This is a genomic window from Alistipes sp. dk3624, assembly GCF_009557455.1.
GTDB classification, from domain to species: Bacteria; Bacteroidota; Bacteroidia; order Bacteroidales; family Rikenellaceae; genus Alistipes_A; species Alistipes_A hominis.
This window is the reverse complement of record NZ_CP045651.1, coordinates 2,379,719-2,397,419: the sequence shown is the minus strand read 5'-3', so window position 1 is coordinate 2,397,419 and position 17,701 is coordinate 2,379,719. Positions and strand designations below refer to the sequence as shown.

The 17,701-nt window shown below is 51.9% G+C and carries 12 protein-coding genes and 1 riboswitch; of the genes, 3 read left to right on the top strand and 9 right to left on the bottom strand.

Going from position 1 to position 17,701, the window contains the following annotated elements:
- Positions 1-15: 15 nt before the first annotated feature.
- From GFH31_RS10255 to GFH31_RS10235, 5 genes are read right to left on the bottom strand one after another with little or no spacing between them, the layout of a single operon-like run.
- Positions 16-1,758 carry a PKD-like domain-containing protein gene (locus tag GFH31_RS10255; RefSeq protein WP_153497881.1) on the bottom strand — a complete coding sequence of 581 codons (1,743 nt, stop codon included), beginning with the start codon at positions 1,756-1,758 and terminating at the stop codon, positions 16-18.
- 12 nt (positions 1,759-1,770) lie between these two features.
- Positions 1,771-3,933: a hypothetical protein gene (locus GFH31_RS10250; protein WP_153497880.1), complete on the bottom strand. Its 2,163-nt coding sequence runs from the start codon at positions 3,931-3,933 to the stop codon at positions 1,771-1,773.
- 24 nt (positions 3,934-3,957) lie between these two features.
- On the bottom strand, positions 3,958-6,108 hold the full coding sequence (locus GFH31_RS10245) for a DUF5018 domain-containing protein (RefSeq protein WP_153497879.1): 2,151 nt from the start codon (positions 6,106-6,108) through the stop codon (positions 3,958-3,960).
- A gap of 21 nt (positions 6,109-6,129) precedes the next feature.
- Positions 6,130-7,311: a YncE family protein gene (locus GFH31_RS10240; protein WP_153497878.1), complete on the bottom strand. Its 1,182-nt coding sequence runs from the start codon at positions 7,309-7,311 to the stop codon at positions 6,130-6,132.
- Positions 7,308-9,389, bottom strand: a complete 2,082-nt coding sequence (locus tag GFH31_RS10235; protein ID WP_153497877.1) for a TonB-dependent receptor — start codon at positions 9,387-9,389, stop codon at positions 7,308-7,310. Before GFH31_RS10235 ends, GFH31_RS10240 begins: the two co-directional genes overlap by 4 nt.
- Positions 9,390-9,645: 256 nt before the next feature.
- A riboswitch (cobalamin riboswitch) is annotated at positions 9,646-9,850 on the bottom strand.
- 976 nt (positions 9,851-10,826) lie between these two features.
- On the opposite strand from GFH31_RS10235, the gene GFH31_RS12925 reads away from it, so the two are divergent.
- The 3 genes from GFH31_RS12925 to GFH31_RS10225 are packed head-to-tail and all read left to right on the top strand — an operon-like array spanning position 10,827 to position 11,423.
- Complete coding sequence (locus GFH31_RS12925; protein WP_262884475.1) at positions 10,827-10,949, top strand: hypothetical protein; 123 nt, start codon at positions 10,827-10,829, stop codon at positions 10,947-10,949.
- Positions 10,950-11,114 (top strand): helix-turn-helix domain-containing protein, encoded by a 165-nt coding sequence (locus GFH31_RS10230; protein WP_153497876.1) that lies wholly within the window; start codon positions 10,950-10,952, stop codon positions 11,112-11,114. It abuts the gene before it with no gap.
- Positions 11,115-11,117: 3 nt separating this feature from the next.
- A complete protein-coding gene (locus GFH31_RS10225) occupies positions 11,118-11,423 on the top strand; it encodes a helix-turn-helix domain-containing protein (protein ID WP_153497875.1) in 306 nt (101 codons plus the stop codon).
- Between the two features lie 167 nt (positions 11,424-11,590).
- Here the strand turns inward: GFH31_RS10225 and GFH31_RS10220 are convergent, their stop codons facing one another.
- From GFH31_RS10220 to GFH31_RS10205, 4 genes are all read right to left on the bottom strand, one after another.
- On the bottom strand, positions 11,591-12,217 hold the full coding sequence (locus GFH31_RS10220; protein ID WP_172970743.1) for a metallophosphoesterase: 627 nt from the start codon (positions 12,215-12,217) through the stop codon (positions 11,591-11,593).
- Positions 12,218-12,617: 400 nt separating this feature from the next.
- Positions 12,618-13,130, bottom strand: a complete 513-nt coding sequence (locus GFH31_RS10215) for a GNAT family N-acetyltransferase (RefSeq protein ID WP_153497873.1) — start codon at positions 13,128-13,130, stop codon at positions 12,618-12,620.
- Between the two features lie 11 nt (positions 13,131-13,141).
- On the bottom strand, positions 13,142-14,497 hold the full coding sequence (locus GFH31_RS10210; protein ID WP_153497872.1) for an efflux transporter outer membrane subunit: 1,356 nt from the start codon (positions 14,495-14,497) through the stop codon (positions 13,142-13,144).
- Complete coding sequence (locus tag GFH31_RS10205; RefSeq protein ID WP_153497871.1) at positions 14,494-17,697, bottom strand: efflux RND transporter permease subunit; 3,204 nt, start codon at positions 17,695-17,697, stop codon at positions 14,494-14,496. Before GFH31_RS10205 ends, GFH31_RS10210 begins: the two co-directional genes overlap by 4 nt.
- Between the last annotated feature and the right edge of the window lie 4 nt (positions 17,698-17,701).

Here is a 17,701-nt window from a genome sequence, read left to right as displayed (position 1 = left end):
CCCGCTATGTGTTTATTATTGATTTTTTATCATATTGTAATCCTGCACGCCGAACACCTCCGTCGAGTTCTCGCCCAGCCATCCGGCCTTTACGTTGACCCCGGTGTGAATCTTCACGAAGTCGATGTATTTCAAATTGGCAGGTTTCCCGTCATGACGAACGGCATCGCTGATGCGCATATGGTTACCCATAACGTCGGCATTGGGGTTTTCATCGTCCGTCAGGCGGTCGACAGGACTGAAATTGTCGGCATAACCCCATCCATATTCCCCGTTTACCCAAGCATTCCCGCCGCCGGAGGTGCGGGACTGAAGCCGGCTGCCTACCAACGTATAAGATTCCGTTTTAATCCAGTTGGGATAATAGTAATCCTGCGTATGGAAACCCAGATAGTCGACTTGGCCGTTGCCTCCTACGTTATCCGTCCATGCCACGGGGCGGTTCGTCCCGGCCGGTTTGTAGTAAGTTACGGCATAATCCTGCGTACTGCTACTGTAATCGCTCCCTTTGAGCTCGTACCAGGTATCGTCTGGAAGTCCGTTCCGGTTTTCGTCCTGCATGACCCAGACGATGCCCGGTTCCGACGAACCCTGAAACGCATTGCCCAGAATCTGTAGGTTGTAGTCTCCGTCATTTTTGATGCTGTGGTCGAATCCGACAATGACATATCCGCCCCAGCTTCCCAATGAAACGTAGCCTTTCGCATCGAGGCATTTCATTGCATGATTACATGCCTCTTCCGGTGTGTAAGCGTCATAATGTTCGTTCACGAACTGCCCCGGAGCTGCCGTAAATTCATAAACCTTATTACAATCGACGCTTCCCGTATAACCGCGCGGCGATTCCCCCTCCGGCGGAGCAACATTGACAGTAAAGGTCATGGGAACGGTCCCATAACGGTTCTTCATCGTCAGGACGACCGTATGCGTCCCTTCCGAATCGGGCGTATAAGCGAAAGTGCAGGCCGCACATTCGGGAGACGCTACCCGGGGATTGGAGAATGCGGGCAGATCAGCCACCTCGTTCCCGTCCACGCTCCACGTATAGGTTGCGTCGAACGCATTTTCGATCCGGTAAGGACGGATGAAAATGGTGCGCCCCAGCGACATGTTGTAGGTCGTTTGCTCGAACAGCGCCGTGAACGGCATCTCTTCGGGCGAGCATACTTTTACTTTAAATTCCACCTTATCGCTACCGTCTTCATTGGTCGCCGTCAGAGCCAGTGTGTAGTTGCCCGCTGTTTTGGATGAAAAGGTATAGTCTTTCGTTTCCGCAACCGCATTACCGTCGACGCTCCAAACGAATCGTGCATTCTCGCCATTGGTTACTTCCGGTGTGAATGTCAGTTCACCTTCGACAATGACGGTATATCCCTCTTCGGGAACACCCAGCGCTATCTGCGGCTTCAGGTAAGGTACGACTTCGAGCGAGAATTCCTGCTCGGCCGTTCCATAATCGGTCGTCACTTCGAATTTGACGTACATCATGGCCGGTTCGCTCCCGGCCTGATAGGTAAAGGTTCTTTCCCGGCCGACGATCTTGCCGTCGATCTTCCAAAGAAAGATTGCATCGCTTCCTGCATTTTCTACAATCGGGGAGATGGTCAGCGTACCGCCCACCTTGACCTGGTATATAGGGGATTCCTGTTCCAACGTAATGGTGGGAGGAAGGGGTGTCCCCTCCTCCTCTTTGCTGCAAGAGAAATTCAATATCATGCAGCCGACCAATACGATCAGATAATAAAATCTGTTGTTCATACGCTTAACTTGTTAAAGTGTCGGGTCGATGTATTTACCTCCTTCGGCCAAATCGTCATAAGAAGGCATATAGCCGGTTTGCTGTACTTGCCAGTCATCGGCCGTAAAGGAATGGATCGCATTGCGCAATCCTTCGAAAGAGCGCAAGGCGGCCTGTCGGTAAATATCCACACCTTTGACGCTGGTCAGCGACGCAAAGCCGTCCAGATCGGCCAGGCGGTTACTGCCTCGCGTAGAAGTAAATGCCAATTCGTTGGTATGGATTTTAAGAAGTCCGCCGATGGTTGTAAGTACCGGCATTTTGATCTCGAACGGCGTACCTTGAGCTACCGGAGACGACGGATTGGGCGGACAAGACGTAACATGTCCCGTATAGATGAAAAAGTCTCCTCCGACACTTTCCAACTCCGGCAGGAAAAATTCGGCCACGGTACCGTTATCGACCCCACCCTTGTCGTAAGTCAGCCCCTTGCCTACGGTTTTCAGTTTCGGTGCAGCGACCGGAGCCTTGACCTTGAGCGTACATGCGCCGCCGACGGATGCCAGTACCGGTAAATTGATGCCTCCCGTCGTCGCATTGTAGGTCAACGTGAAGTTACCCCTAACCGCTTCCGTATTGGAAAGCAGATCGACAGTCTCGGTCGTGTTGGGCATGCTGATCGTCACGTCGCCTTTCACCTCTTTCATGCCTGTCAGCTCGAACAATCCGTTAAGTGTCAGAGAACCTTCCACCACATCGTCGGCAGAGAGTTTGAACCGGTCGGAAGAGGTACTGTTGTTGATCTCGATATCTTTGATGCCCGTGCCTCGCAGATCCAATTCGGTCACTCCGGGCATATTGCTGATGGCAAGTCCGTTGAGCGTGGTCAGCGTGGACGGGATGGCGAAAGGTTCCGCCAGTCCGGTGAGGTACTCCAGACGCAAAATTCCATTGACCGCTTCGAGCGTTCCCAAACAATTCAGATTCTCCAATGCAGGCATATAACCGAGCGACAGATTATTGACCTGTTTCAGTTTAGGCATGTCGATCTCTTTCAAGCTGTTCATCGAACGCAGTTCGATAGCCTCGATATAGCTCAACACAGGGAACGATATCTTTTTCAGTTGCATGAAATTGCTCCCCAGTGTGCTGGAACCCGATAATTCTTCGAGTTTTGGAAAGGTAAGCGTTTCGATGGTTGCGCCGGTCTGATCCCAAACGAATCCTCCGCAACGGACCAATTCCGGGCAGTCGATATTTTTTCCGGTAAACTGATACAAAGACAGGCGGCCGCCGATCTCTTCGAGTTTCGGGAACGACAGCACGTCGAGGTTATTCGTACCGCCATTGCCGCCCAACGATATATTGCCCAGCACGGTACGCAATTCAGGTACGAGGAAAGAGCTGATATTCTGCATTCCTTCGAAAACCATATCCCCTTCGACAGAGGTCAGTTTAGGCATATAGACCGTTCTCAACGACATGGCATTGGTCACCCCCGGGATGGAGATGCTGCCCAACACGGTCTGTAGCTCGGGAAGGATAAAAGATTTCAGACCCGTATAATTCAGAGGGACGGAGATAGAACCGACCTGGCGCAAGTTGTCGAGACCGGTCAGATCGCTCGATCCGAACGTATAGAAAGTAATAGTGCCCTTGACTTCCTGCAATGTTTCCAAAGGCAGCAGGGTTTTGATCGGATCTTCCTCTTCGACAACCTCCATACTCGTGCGTGCGACACCGATGGTCAGGTTGCCTTCCAGAACTTCAATACCCAAAGTACCGAAGTCATCGACTTCCGTCTGGGTGGTCAGCGTAAAATTTCCTTTCTTGACGGCTTCCGCTTTTTCCCTTTTTACCGCATACTGATAAATCCGCTGCTTCCCATTAAAGGAAGTCACGACAAAAGAATGGGCGTTGTCCCAATCGCTGACGGCCGCCGGATCGGGATAAATTTTGGCATTCTCACTGATCGACACTGTCGCCGTTGCCCCGTTCAGCTCTCGTCCTTCGACCGTACGGACGATAAGGCTATCGCCCGAAATGAGTGCTGAAAACCCGTTCTCGCCCAAAGCGAGCTTAAACGAGGTAATGTAATTGTCTTGTCCGATGAATGCCGACTCGTCGTCTTTTTCGCATCCGGTCAGCAGTGCGGCACAGCAGGCCGCAATCAAAATACTATATAGTTTTTTCATGGATTAGCTTTTTATGAACGTTCGTTAAATACCCGGTTGATTCCACTCTCCCGCTTTCATCTGTTCCAGTGTAGGGGCGAACATATTGTAATTAGGGCTTACGTCCCACTGGTCGTCGCTTGTCAGCGACGGCAGACAATTCTTCAGTCCTTCGTAAGAGGTCAAGGCATATGTCCCGCTGATCGACACCACGCGAACATTGGTGAGACCGCTGAACCCATCAAGGTTCGTAACCCCGTCATTGAATGACACATTGGGATTCTGGGTAGTGATTTTTAACGAGTCTGTTATGCCCGTAAGGTTGTCCATTTTAAGGTTTTTCGTCCGGCTGGGCATATTGTCCAATACGATCTCGACGCCGCCGGCCTCGGTCAGATCGGGGAATGACAACGTTTCGCAGGCGAACGGGTAAAGGCCACCTATACGAAGATAGCCGCCTACACGCTCTATAGAGGCAAACTCCGCGGTCGAAGAGATACCGGCGAGCGAGGCGGTAAAGATGTCGCCGGTAACCTCGGTCAGATCCCGGACGGTAAGCGTATTGATGGCATAGTTGTCGTTGATTTTGATGTCGCCGTTGATTTTTGAAATACCGGCGATTTGCAGGTTTTTCAGCATCTGAGCATCGGCCACATTCAGCCCGCCGATCTCCTGAATACCGTCGAATTTCGGGAAGTTGTAGACCGCACTATACGGATTGTCGAGATTCGAGCTGGTCTCTGCTTTCAGTCGGATCACGCCGCTGAAAACGCTGTTCCCTTTGATCGTCAAATCCACTAAGGTCGCCCGTTCGAGATTCAACTCCCCGATCTCGATTCCGGTAACGTCGATATTTTTTAGTGTAGCACAGTCGAATAAACTCAACGTCTTGCAACTTTTCAGCGCCGGCGGCAACTTCAAATCCGATACGGATGTTGCCTTGCTGTAAGCGATGCGGAAAGTACCGCCGACAGAAGCCAGCGCCCTGAAGTCTGCGAGCCCTTCCGGGGACAGGCTGCCCAAAGGCCCCAGGTCGAGGTCGCCGTCCACCGTCTCCAGCTTGGGAACATCGAAACTTCCTACGTTGTTGCAATAATACACGACCAGGCTGCCCGCATGTTTGAGCGAAGGCAGTTCTACGCGTTGTAATTCCGAGAGGTTGTGGTAGCGTAATTCTCCTTTGCACTCCTCCAGTTTCGGCATCGATACCGATGTCAGCAATTTCGATGTGCCGGGATTGCCCAGATTAACCGTTCCGCAGGTAACCAGTTCCGGCAGGTCGATGGATTCGATGTCCGGAATTCCCGAATAGGCGAATGTCCCGTCTATCTGTTTCAATGCGGGGAAAGCGATACGGGCCAGGGCCGAAGGATCATTCTGTTTAGGCACGGTAAAAGAGACGTTTCCGTTTACCGTCGCCAGTACGGGCATGTCCACTTCCGAAAGATTCGTGGTCGAGAAGGTCATCCCGCCGGAAACGCCGGTAAGTACGGGACAGGAAAGCTTTTCGAGGGTCGTGGAGGTTACCTCGATACCCATCGCTTCCGCCAGTGCCGGGAAACGGGCGTCGAGAAGGCGGGAAGTTTCGATCTGCAAGGCTCCGCCGACTTTCGTCAGAGAACTCAGGCCGTCGAGCGTTGCGTTGGCGTAAGTCGATTTGATGATGACCCCGTAGCCGACCTCTTTGATTTTGTCCAGCGCGGCGATCGATGTGATCGAATCGCGTCCGGCGGCCATACCTATGATCAGGTTGCCTTCGACCGTCGTCGTTCCGCTCTGTCCGAATGCATCGACTTCGGCCTGTGTCCGCAATACTACGGAGCCGGGAACGGAATTGTCCGCATCGGAGATCGTATACGTGTACGATTTCGTGGCGCCGTTGAAAGCGGTTACTACGAAAACGTACTCGCTGCTCCAGTCGGTGATGGTCGCAGGGTCGGGCTTAATTGAAGTGTTCTCGCTCAGGGTCACCTCGGCGGTCGCCGAAGCCAGGGAGAATGTCGCCGGGGCCGTCACCACGATCTTGTCTTCGTCGATAGCGGCCGTTATCGTCTGATCTCCGTTTTTCAGAACGAACGATGTGATGTAGTTGTCCCCTCCCGTGAACGGATCGTCTTCGCTCTTGTCACAGGAAGACAACAGCAGACACCCCGACAATAGGAGTACCCATGAAAGTTTAGTTAAATGTTTCATCATAATATAAAGTTAGTTTAAAGATTATTGCAGAGGTTGCAGCGGTTTGTCCGTAAATACGATGTGGGCCGGAATGTCGCCGGTAGTCACCGACCATTTCTTTTTTCCGTCCGGGGTGAAACAATACAGTGTCCCCGGGGTGATATAGTCCTTGGCATCGGTCACGAAGATCTCCCGCGTATCGGGATTGACAGCGATGCCGTAAGGGATCTTGATCTGTTTGTCCGTCCCGTCCGTAATGAAATTGCGGGTAACCACCTTTTTCGTTTTGGTATTGACAATGGCGTACGAGATCGTATTTTTATTGGTGATATAGCTCCATTCCGTACTGTATACATAGAGCGAATCCCCGCACAACGTCATATTGCTGTTGGGCAGCAGTTCCAGTTTGTCGGTCACTTTGTCCGTTTTCGAATCGATCACGAAGGTCATGGAGCGTGTCCCGTAGTAATCGCCGCGGGACGAGACCCATATATTTCCGTAGTGGTCCAGTTCCATGCGGTGCAGGTTGATCGCCACTTCGATTTTTTTTATTTCCTGAAACGTGTTCAGGTCAATCACCGAAACCGTATTGTCGTAGTTGGGGACCCGGTAACCTCCGGAGTTGGCGACATAGAGTTTGTCGCCGACGATGACCATTTCTTCGGGCTGGTAGCCGACCACACAAGTTTCGAGCACGGTCAGCGAGGCCGTATCCACTTTGGCCACATACCCCAACCGGGCGTTGGGGTCGATCTGTACCGGGCCCGCGTAAGAACTGACATAGGCATACGGGCCTTTAAAAGCGAGGTAACGGCAGTTCGGGATCGAGACCACTCCGATATGCCTGGCGGTACGGACATCCATCACTTCGACGAAGTGGGAACAGTTGATAACCGCATAAAGCTTGTCGCCGTATATCTGAATGTCGTTGCCCACGTCGCCCAACTCCTTAACCACGCCGGGATTGCGTTCCGGATAAATATTCTTGGAATACACGCCGGTTTCGGCGTCATAATAATCCAACGAGGCTTTATTGCTCCCCATATTGCCTTCGTTGAGCAGGAAAAAGCCTTTGATCGGACCTTCCTGACCCGTTCCGCCGGTCCCGGTCGATCCACCTCCCGTATTCGTATTCGTGGAAGGGAGGACCGGCTCGTCTTTTCGGCACGAACCGAGGCAGAGAAGGAGCGACAATAAAACCGCAAATCGTCGTATGAAACTCATAATGTCAGGTTAATTTTGATTTTGAAGTTCGTCCCGGGCATCGGATAGCACTGCACGACCTCGTACTGCTGATTGAAAATATTGTTGACTTCGGCCGTGACCCGCATGCCGACACGGTTCCACTGAAAACTTTTGGACAGCGACATGTCGTGGGTATACCACGGTTGCGAATAGTTTTCCGGAATATTGGCCACCGCTTCGTACCGTTCGCCGGTATAGATAAAGCTGTAATTCCAGTCCCAGCTTTTATAGCTGCCGCCCAGTATAGCCGATCCGCTGTGCCAGGGGATATAGGGAATCTGTCCGCCGTACCATTGGCTTTCGGGATCGGTGAAATCCTGCGCTTTCTGGTAAGTGTAGTTCAGGCGGGCATTGAGGGCAACCTTCCCGAATTGGAAACCGGATTGTACCGACGCGTCGATACCGCGTATCTCCACGTACCCGAGGTTGACCATCGTCCACTGGAACTGATTGGATGTGGGCATGGCGATGATCTTGTCATCCACCTGATTGAAATAACCGTCCACCGATACATCCAGATAAGTCAACCCGCGACCACCGAACGATTTGTTGTAAACGATCCCCACGTCGTACTGGGTCGTAAATTCGGGCTTCAACTGCTTGTTGCCGATGAACGTATAATAAAGGTCGTTGAACGTAGGCATACGGAATATCCGTTTGTAAAATGCTCTGAGTTGCAGATTTTCCGCGCTCCACGGGCGATAAGACATAACGACCGTCGGTGTGAACTGGCTCTTTTCCGGAGCTTCCTCGCCGAGGGCTTTGGTTTTGTCGTAGATATAAGTATGAAGCAGGCTGGCCTGCATACTGAATTTTTCGAACTGGACGGACGTGGCCAATGCCGTCAGGACGGAGTACCGCTGCGGATAGGCAAAGTCCATCAAATCGGCATCGAGCGTGTTCCACTGGAAATCGGCGGAAAGATTGACTTTCCACCAGTCGAAAAAAGAAAAGCCGTTTACGGCCGAGAAATAGACCTCCTGCTGCCGGTAACGGTTATCGACATACATGGTCGTCACGTCGAGCCGTGGATCGGACAGGTAATGCAGGTAATCGTAAGCGTACTTGCCGTTCAGCACGAGTGTATAAAGCGAACCGAACTGTTTGCGGAACGAAGACTGCACGAACAGGTTGCGGTCCCACTGGCGGTCTTCGTGCTTGAACTTTCCTGGCTCCTCCCGCACCGAAGCGCCCGGATAGCCGCGTTCCGAGTCGTAGAAATAGACTTTGGCCTTCCACTCTCCGTCCCTGATCTTTCCGAACAGTCCGCCTTCCACCCTAAGCGCGCTGACATCGCCGTTACGCCGCACTTCGGTCGTATCGTATCCGTCCTTCTTCGCATAGCTGAACTTATACCGTCCGGTCGTATACATATATTCCGCATTGAACGAGCTGCTCAGCTTATCGTTGATCCTATGTTCCCACAACACGGACGGGTTGATCGTACCGAACGACCCTCCTTTGACAGAAAAACTCAGGTTGTAATTTTTGACAGAATCGAAACGGGGTGTCCGGGTAGTCATGTAAACCGATCCCGCAGAGGCATAATCCTTAGCCGACTGGAAGATGGCGTTTTTCTGCCCGTTGTACAGCGAAACGGCCTCCATATTGTCCAGCGAGAAGCGCCCCAGGTCGATCTGCCCGTTCTGGGCATTGCCCAACTGGATGCCGTCGTAGAACACCCCGACGTGCTGGGTTCCCATGCTCCGGATATTGACCGTCTTCAATCCCCCGATTCCGCCGTAGTCCTTGATCTGGACGCCGGAAAAATAACGAATGGCATCGGCCACGGAAACCACGCTCAGGCGTTTGAGCTCTTTGCCCGACAACTCCTGTGCGGGAATGATCTTCGGCAAGGTCCGGCGGCCGTAAACCGTCACTTCCCCGATCTCGTATTTACGGAGTACACTGTCCTGCTTTATACGAAGCGTCGTGTCTTTCGGCTGGGCGGCAACCGAAACGGACGCCACGTTCGCGGCAAAGTACAAACAACAGACGACCAGCCATCGAAGATAGCGGGACGAATCTTTTATTCGGATATGCGGATATAGCTTCATGGGGATCGTAAGTTCTCGCACAATCACCAAAAACGTGCGGCATTCCCCGCTAAGGGATCGCCGCACGTTCTATATTTACCGCACTCTAAAGGCAGAGGATACTTCATCCCTCCGCCATGAAATAATGTTTTTTCAGTCAATTGCGCTCGCATAATTATTCTATAATGCGATTTACCTCTGCAATTGACCTAATGGAACGAACCGATAAAATATACGAATAGAGTCAATCAGCTACCACCCGTGATCCCGCAGGGGTAAATCTTCGTTATCACAAGGCAGGTCTTCTGACTCGTTTCCTCCGCTGCGCCTTCCCAGTTTAAAACCAGTGGCAAAGAGTGCGCGGAGTTGCCCTATAAGGACTGAAACTCACAGCAACGGGTATTGTCGCCGATTCTCACGGCATTCCCTTTTTGTTTCCGGACACAGATAATTCCCGGAAAACCTTGCGGCACAAAATTACGGAAAATATTTTTAATTAATATTGTTACACTTTGGTAAACTTGCATGAAATTAAACAAAAGGCATATGCCAGCCTGTTACCTCTCTGCAAACAACCATTCTACTATTAGTAAAGTAAAAAACTATCTTTGACTTTATCGAATTATCACATGCTAATTCTATAAAACTGTAGCGGAAGATTATTGTAACCGGACAAAAATATCATTCTGTAGGGCTACAACCGTAGTATTGACTACGATTGTAGCCCTACAGAACACCGACTGACTGTATTCTCCTGATACACCCGACCGCGAATCGCCCAAACGAGCTATGTCGCCGATACAGTGTGCTTTTCGGCGGAATAGGATTATTCTTCATTCCAAGTTTACAGTACCTTCGCCGGTTATCAAGCTTGGTCGCCTGAAGCCTTATCGGCCAATTGTCCATTCTGTAACCCAATCCAGAAAGGCTGAATCTCTTTTATGTACCGAATTTCCCGGCACGCGTCGAGCGTGAGCAAGTTGGGTTTTGGTTTAACCAAAACATTTCGGTTTAACGGGTTAAACCGAAACTCCTTTTGCTCCGGTGTCGCATTTTTCAGAACAGGAAAAACCTCGAACCGGGAGAGGCGTAGACTTGTAGGCAATCAGACCTATATGCGAATGGTCATGAATTTAGCCCGACGATGGCTGTATGTTTATCCATCGCCCCGGACTTCTCCAGATTATCCAAGACTATTCATGACACCGGGCCGGGAAACGCTACAACCAGCCTGAAACGGTTATATATTGCGGGCAAAACATCATTGGCCGTTTTTATCGAGCGGCCATAAAATGTAAATGACCGATGAAAAACCGAGCGCACCGTATCCGTGACCTATGAGGAAGGTTTGTCGAGCGAAACCGTAAAAAAGAATAAGAGCAATCAACCGTAACCGGCTGCAGGGAAGATAGCCCCAACTGGAACCGGTTACCATGTAAAATTTAAAATCGAAAAAGTATGGATAAAATTGTTTGCCTCGGGGAGCGGACATGGATAAAGCTCCTCGCCCGACTGGAAGAGTTATCGACCCTCGCCGGAGAGGTCCGGCAGAAATTCGACCCGCAGGTATCGGAGGGATGATTGGACAGTCAGGACGTGTGCCTGCTGTTGAACGTCTCCAAGCGTACCCTTCAAACTTACCGGGACAAGAAACTGTTACCCTATACTTCGATAGGAGGCAAGTTCTTCTACCGGGAGAATGACGTGGCAGAATACCTGAAAAGTAAAACCATTAAAAGTAAGTAGGTCATGTCTTGGGATTTTTTGAACAGCGAAAGCAAAGAGGTGAAGAAAGCCTTTTCGCAGATCAGTGAAACGGAAAAGGCTTTGCGGAAAGCCCTCGACAACTACCGCCCCTCGGTTATGAAAGAACGATACCTCACGGGAGAGGAAGTATGCGCTTACCTGCATATCTCGCCCCGCACGCTGCAGAACCTACGGAACAGTCGGCAGATCCCTTTCACCGTTATTGGCGGCCGCAACATCATCTATCCCGAATCTGGCATCCGGGAAACCTTCCTCAAGAACCTGCGCCCGACCGAAGATCCGTTCTAATGTGGATAGATCCCCCATTGAATAGTGATTCGGCTTGAACTATTCGAAAATTTCGAATAGTTCAAACCGAAGGCCCAAGACAACCTGATATAACAACTGAAAACATGAGCACGTCCCCGGCCGTCGTATCATAGGCCGGGGATCGCTTTAAACGAACTAACCCTTTTCTATCTGTATTCGGGCAGATAATTCTGCCTGGCATATTGGGCAAAGGATTCTCCTTTCGTTTTTTCCATGACCGCTTCATACACAGCCTCGACATTGACAAATCCTCCGCAGCGGCGGGACAACTCGCCGTCTATGCCCACGTCGAACCTCAGGTCGGGCGACAGGCTGTTATACTCGTCCAGCTTGCCGTGGCAATGTCCGTGCAACATGACCGAGCCGTGGGGCTTATGGTTCCAGGTCAGCAGCGGATAGTGGCACAGGTTCAGCACCATGTTCTCCGTCAGCCGGGAACACATGCTCGGACGGACCGTCAGGTCGAGTATCTGTGCCGTGGTCTGGAAATAGTTCGGGTAGGCTTTGACCGAACCGTCGTGGTTACCGGTTATGAGGTATTTGCGTCCGGGCAGTTTTTCCAGAAGATGCCGGGCGTCTTCGCTTTTGAAGAATGTAAGATCGCCGAGGATGTAGACCATATCCTTCTTGTCCACGGTTGACCGCCAAAGGTCAAGCAGCCAGGCGTCGTGAGCCTCGGTGTCGTCCCGGTCGGCAAAAGGCCTATCCGTTTGGTACCGGAGTATGTTCCGGTGGCCGAAATGTAAATCGGCGGTAAAAAATATCCTATTCATATCGCTTTTGTCGTTTGCGAAGCGATCGCCGCCGGATCGCTTCATGGGTTATGAAATTCATTTTCTGGTTGATTGTTCCAATCGTGCGGTACAAGGAAATTGTACATCCAATAATCGGTTTCATCTTTTCTGGTTTTAATAAGTGAATAGTAAACAATGGCCAATAAAAAAGAGATACTGCCCGAAAGCAGTATCTCCTATGATAGTCGTGAATTATCCTTTTATCGGAAACTACGCATACGAACATACCGCCCTGGCCGGGGTATTTTAATAATACCGCCCCAGTGCTCAGGTAATGGAATGTTCCGGAAATTTATCATCTGTTCTTATTCAACTGGTTACGATGCAAAGGTAAATATGCTCTGTCGAATCTTGTAATATTTCAACATAAATTTTTTGATTATATCACCTTTTCAAATATGAAATATTCATCGTGGCTGTTTTTTCCCGTAAGCGGGTAATTGGGATCGCAATGAGCCTTGTTGAAAAATTCCACTATCTTGAATCCGCATTTGTTGACGTAGAAGTGAATGTTCCGTTTCTCGAAATAAGGAGTGACCAAACGCCAGACTTTTGTAGCAGGGTATAATCGTTCAATTCCCTGCCATATTTGGAAGCCCAAGCCCTTGCCGTGATACTCGGGATATACATAAAATAACTCCAAAGAGCTATGTCCTGTCAAGGCATCTGCCTTTATCGCCACGCCGCCGACTTTTACACCGTTAGCATATACTGCATATGCCTCACACATAATGTTTTGCAAAATACGGCAGACTTCATCGGTTGGTATGATTTCCCTGCCGTCTTCCGGCGGCCCGAATGCCTCGACTACGGCAATGGAGAAAATCTCTTTCACGTCATCGCAAAATCCTTTGTAATCCCTTTCACCGAGTTTATCGAATGTTATACTCATGATTCCTAAATTTATTGTCCTCCACCCAATGCGTGATACAGGCTTATGATGCCCTGTATCTCGTCGAATTTGTCCTGTGCCAATGATTTCTGGACATCCAGCAGAGACTGTTGCGCGGTCAGCACCTCCAGATAGTTCACGGAGGAATGGCGCATCAACAGTTCCGTCTTCCGAACTGCCTCCTGTAAAGAAACGACACTTTGGGAATTTATCGCCAGTCTTTCACGTGCTGTTTGCAAAGCTACCAGTGCGTTATTCACCTCGCTGCCCGCCGCAAGCAGTTTCTGCTGAAAAGCCAGCGCTGCTATTTCCTGCTCTGCCTTGGCTATTTTCAGGTTGGCGATGTTCGTTCCGTGATTGAACAGCGGTTGCGTCAGTGAGCCGATGGCATTGAGCAGCCATTGTCCGGGATTGAGCACGACTCCGCCGCCGTTGTTCGTCCATCCCGCACTTCCCGACAGGTTGACGGAAGGATAGAAAGCCGCTCTTGCCACGTTCGTGGCATAAAAAGCCTTTGCCAACGACATTTCAGCCTCCCGTACATCGGGGCGGTTCGCCAATAGCTGAACAGGGATTCCTATAGACACCGAATCGGGAAAGGTCTGTCCGGCAAGTTTTCCCCGTTCTACGCTTCCAGGTATCTGCGCCAACAACAGGCACATTGCATTTTCGGTCTCTTTCAGGCTTTTGCGCATGGACAGCAGGGAGGCTTCGAGCGTCGCCCTGTTCGCCTCGGCCTGCAACACCGCCGCGTCATTGGCTTTTCCCGCCCGCATCAGCGAACGCAGCGTGGAAACCGTCCGCTCCCAACTCTGCAAGGTCTGTTCCGTAATTATTATCTGCTCGTCCAGCATCAGCAGCGTGTAGTAGGTCGAAGCGACCGATGCCACGAGCGAGGTCTGCACTGCCTGCCGGTAGGCATACGACTTCTCCAATGAAGCACGGGCTTCACGTTTTGCAGCCGTAATCTTGCCGAATATATCTATTTCCCAACTTGCAGCCCCGTTTATATTGTAGGTTTTGGATGTCGAGCCGTCCCAACCTGCCAGTCCGCCTTCTGCCCCCACGTTCACGGACGGCAAATAAGACAAACGGGCGGTCAGCAACGCGGCTTCGGCCTGTTCGACATGCAGGCGGGCTGTACCCAGATCGGTATTGTGCACCAAGGCCGTGTCGATCAGCCGTTGCAGGCAGGTATCCGTAAACAACTCTTTCCACGAGAGCGTCGCGATGGATGTCGAGTCTTCGGAACTATACTCCTTGCCGTACAGGTTTCTGTCCGCCTCTGCCGTCCGCGGGTATTTCCTGTAAATGCTGCAACCCGACAGTACGGCCAATATCAATGTACTTATGATTATCCGTTTCATTCTTCCTCTTTTTGATCCATTTCTTTCAGATGCTTCATCAAAGCCACTTTTTCCATTTCCCCCGTTATGGCCGGGTCTGCCTGTCTGACAGCTACCGGTTTGATGCGTTCCTCGATGGACTGGAAAAACATCCACAGTGCGGGAACGATGAACAGCAGTACCAGCGTTCCGACCAGCATGCCGCCCACGGCACCGGTACCGAGCGTGGAATTGCCGTTGGCTCCCACGCCTGAAGCGAACATCAGCGGGAGCATACCGAATATCATCGTGAGCGCCGTCATCAGGATAGGCCGCAGACGGCTTTTCGCCGCTCCCACGGCTGCCTGTTTCAATGACATTCCGCTGCGCCGGCGCTCGCCCGCGTAGTCTGTAATGAGGATGGCCGTCTTTGCCAACAGGCCTATGAGCATGATAAGTCCCGTCTGCAGATAGATATTGTTCTCCAGTCCGAACAGTTTGGCGAACAGGAAACTACCCATCAGGCCGCACGGCACGGAGAGAATGACCGTGAGCGGGAGTATCAGGCTCTCGTACATGCCGCTCAGGATAAGATAGACGAGCACGATGCAGACGGCAAAGATGATAAGTACATTATTGCCCGTTGTCGCTTGTTCCCGTGAAATACCTCCGAGCTCGTAGCCGTAATTCTGGGGCAGCACTTCATCGGCGGTCTGCCTGATGGCTTTGAGCGCGTCGCCCGAACTGTAACCCGAAGCGGCGTTGCCGTTGATCGCGATGGCATTGTAGAGATTGAAGCGTGAAAGGGATTGCGGCCCGTAGGTCTTGGTCAGCTTCACGAACTGCGACAGCGGTGCCATCCCGTCACCCACACGCACGTAGAAATGGTTGAGCGACTCCTGCGTGACACGCTTCGTGGGGTCCGCCTGAACCATCACGCGGTACAGTTTGGAGAAACGGTTGAAGTTCGAGGCGTAAGAGCCGCCGTAATAGCCCGACAGTGCGTTCAGTACCTCCGCCGTCGTAATTCCGGCACGCTCGCACTGCGCGGCGTCGATGTCCACCCAGTATTGCGGGTAGTTGTTTGCGAACGACGAGTATGCCGCTTCTATTTCGGGACGCTTGTTCAAAGCCTCCACGAACCGGTCGCATACATTCTTGAACTCGGACAAGTCGCCGCCGGCCTTGTCCTGCAGGTAGAGTTCGAAGCCTCCGCCCATGCCGTACCCCGGAATCATCGGAGGCGTCATCACGAACATGTTGGCATCCGGCACGTCGGAGGCGATACCGTAAAGCCTTTCCGACAGCTCCGTCGCCGATTGTCCCTCTCCTTTACGCTTGTCCCAGTCGGTCAATTTGATAATATACATGCCCATCGACGGACCGGCACCGTTGAATGAATATCCCGATACCCCGCTCGAATACTCGATTTCCGGAAATTCCGCCAGCTTCTTATCGATTGTCTGCATGATACGGTTCGTCTCTTGCAACGAACTTCCCGGCTTGGTGTCGAGACTGATCATCAAAGAGGCGACATCCTCGTCCGGGACAAGTCCCGTGGGTGTGGATTTCATCAGGAATACCAACGCCGCCAGACCTGCCGCGAGCGTACCCCACATGGCCCATCTGCGACGGACGAAAAAGAGAACACCGTTTTTGTAGTGATGAAGCAGGGCATTGAACGCTGTGTTATACGCCTTGCGGAAACGGGCTGCGAAATTATCCCTGCCTTCACCGTTCTCATCCACATACGGTTTCAGCATCAGCGCGCACAGAGCCGGCGACAGGGTGAGGGCGTTGATGGCGGACAAGCCGACCGCGACGGCCATGGTAATACCGAACTGCGTGTAGAATGTACCCGAGGTTCCTCCCATGAACGAGGTGGGTATGAATACCGCCATGAAGATCATGGTCGAAACGATAATGGCCGACGATATGCCGCCCATCGCATCGGCAGTCGCCTGATAAGCCGACCGGTACCCCGCGTCGAAACGGCTCTGCACGGCTTCCACCACGATAATGGCATTGTCCACTACCGTGCCGATGGCAAGCACCAGCGCGAAGAGCGTGAGCAGGTTGATGGAGAACCCCGCCACTGCCATGAAAGCGAATGTCGCGATGATCGAGACGAATATGGATATGGCGGGAATCAATGTCGAGCGTATATCCTGCAAAAACAGGTACACGACAAGCACGACCAGCAGGACTGCCAGCAGAAGCGACACCGCCACTTCCCTGATGGAGGCATAGAGAAAACGGTTCGTATCGCTTATCGTGACGAACTCGAGGCCTTCCGGCAAGTCCTTGCCCATCTCTTCGAGAACCGCGTCGATCTCGTTGATGACCGCCGAAGCGTTGGAGCCTGCCGTCTGGTAGGCCATGGCAAGGGCGCAAGGCTTGCCGTTGATGGTCGAACGGAAATTATACGCCTCGCTGCCCAGTTCGACATCCGCGACCTCTTTCAGGCGGAGCACGTCGCCGCCGGGCAGTGAACGGACGACAAGGTTTCCGAACTCTTCGGGAGTGGAGAGCCTGCCCCTGTATTTCATCGTGTACTGGAACACGTTGTCGTTGTTCTCCCCGAAGGAACCGGTCGCCGCCTCGATATTCTGCGAGGCAAGAACAGCGGATATGTCCGACGGCACTAATTTGTACTGTGCCATCTTATCGGGTTTCAACCATATACGCATACTGTAATTGGCCCCGAACAACATGAATTTGCCCACCCCGCTGATACGCTTGATGCGGGGCTCGACATTGATCTTCATGTAATTGTCGAGAAACTTGTTATCGTAGCGGCCTTCGGGGTCGTAGATGCCGAAGGTTTTCAGCTCGGCGTTCTGCTGTTTCTCGGTGGTCACACCCACCTGCACCACCTCGGAAGGCAGCAGACCTTGGGCGGTAGCCACGCGGTTCTGTACGTTGACGGCCGCCATGTCGGGATTGGTCCCCTGCTTGAAATAGACGAGCAGTTCGGCATCGCCGCTGTTGGATGCGGTCGATGTGATATAGGTCATCCCCTCCACACCGTTGATGGCTTCCTCCAAGGGTACGACAACCGCTTTCTGCACGGTTTCCGCATTGGCGCCGGGATAGTTGGTGAAAACGGCCACGGTCGGAGGCGCGATGTCCGGATATTGTTCGACAGGCAGCGAGAACAACGCCAACGCCCCCATCAGCACCATCCCCACGGATATTACGGCAGAGAGAATGGGCCGATCTATAAAATATTTCAGATTCATAACT

Excerpts from the sequence above, each read along its gene's own strand:
- GFH31_RS10240 (WP_153497878.1), bottom strand. The coding sequence starts at position 7,311 with ATGAGTTTCATACGACGATTTGCGGTTTTATTGTCGCTCCTTCTCTGC.
- GFH31_RS10255 (WP_153497881.1), bottom strand. The coding sequence starts at position 1,758 with ATGAACAACAGATTTTATTATCTGATCGTATTGGTCGGCTGCATGATA.
- GFH31_RS10250 (WP_153497880.1), bottom strand. The coding sequence starts at position 3,933 with ATGAAAAAACTATATAGTATTTTGATTGCGGCCTGCTGTGCCGCACTG.
- GFH31_RS10245 (WP_153497879.1), bottom strand. The coding sequence starts at position 6,108 with ATGATGAAACATTTAACTAAACTTTCATGGGTACTCCTATTGTCGGGG.
- GFH31_RS10225 (WP_153497875.1), top strand. The coding sequence starts at position 11,118 with ATGTCTTGGGATTTTTTGAACAGCGAAAGCAAAGAGGTGAAGAAAGCC.
- GFH31_RS10215 (WP_153497873.1), bottom strand. The coding sequence starts at position 13,130 with ATGAGTATAACATTCGATAAACTCGGTGAAAGGGATTACAAAGGATTT.
- GFH31_RS10210 (WP_153497872.1), bottom strand. The coding sequence starts at position 14,497 with ATGAAACGGATAATCATAAGTACATTGATATTGGCCGTACTGTCGGGT.
- GFH31_RS10205 (WP_153497871.1), bottom strand. The coding sequence starts at position 17,697 with ATGAATCTGAAATATTTTATAGATCGGCCCATTCTCTCTGCCGTAATA.
- GFH31_RS10235 (WP_153497877.1), bottom strand. The coding sequence starts at position 9,389 with ATGAAGCTATATCCGCATATCCGAATAAAAGATTCGTCCCGCTATCTT.
- GFH31_RS12925 (WP_262884475.1), top strand. The coding sequence starts at position 10,827 with ATGGATAAAATTGTTTGCCTCGGGGAGCGGACATGGATAAAGCTCCTC.
- GFH31_RS10220 (WP_172970743.1), bottom strand. The coding sequence starts at position 12,217 with ATGAATAGGATATTTTTTACCGCCGATTTACATTTCGGCCACCGGAAC.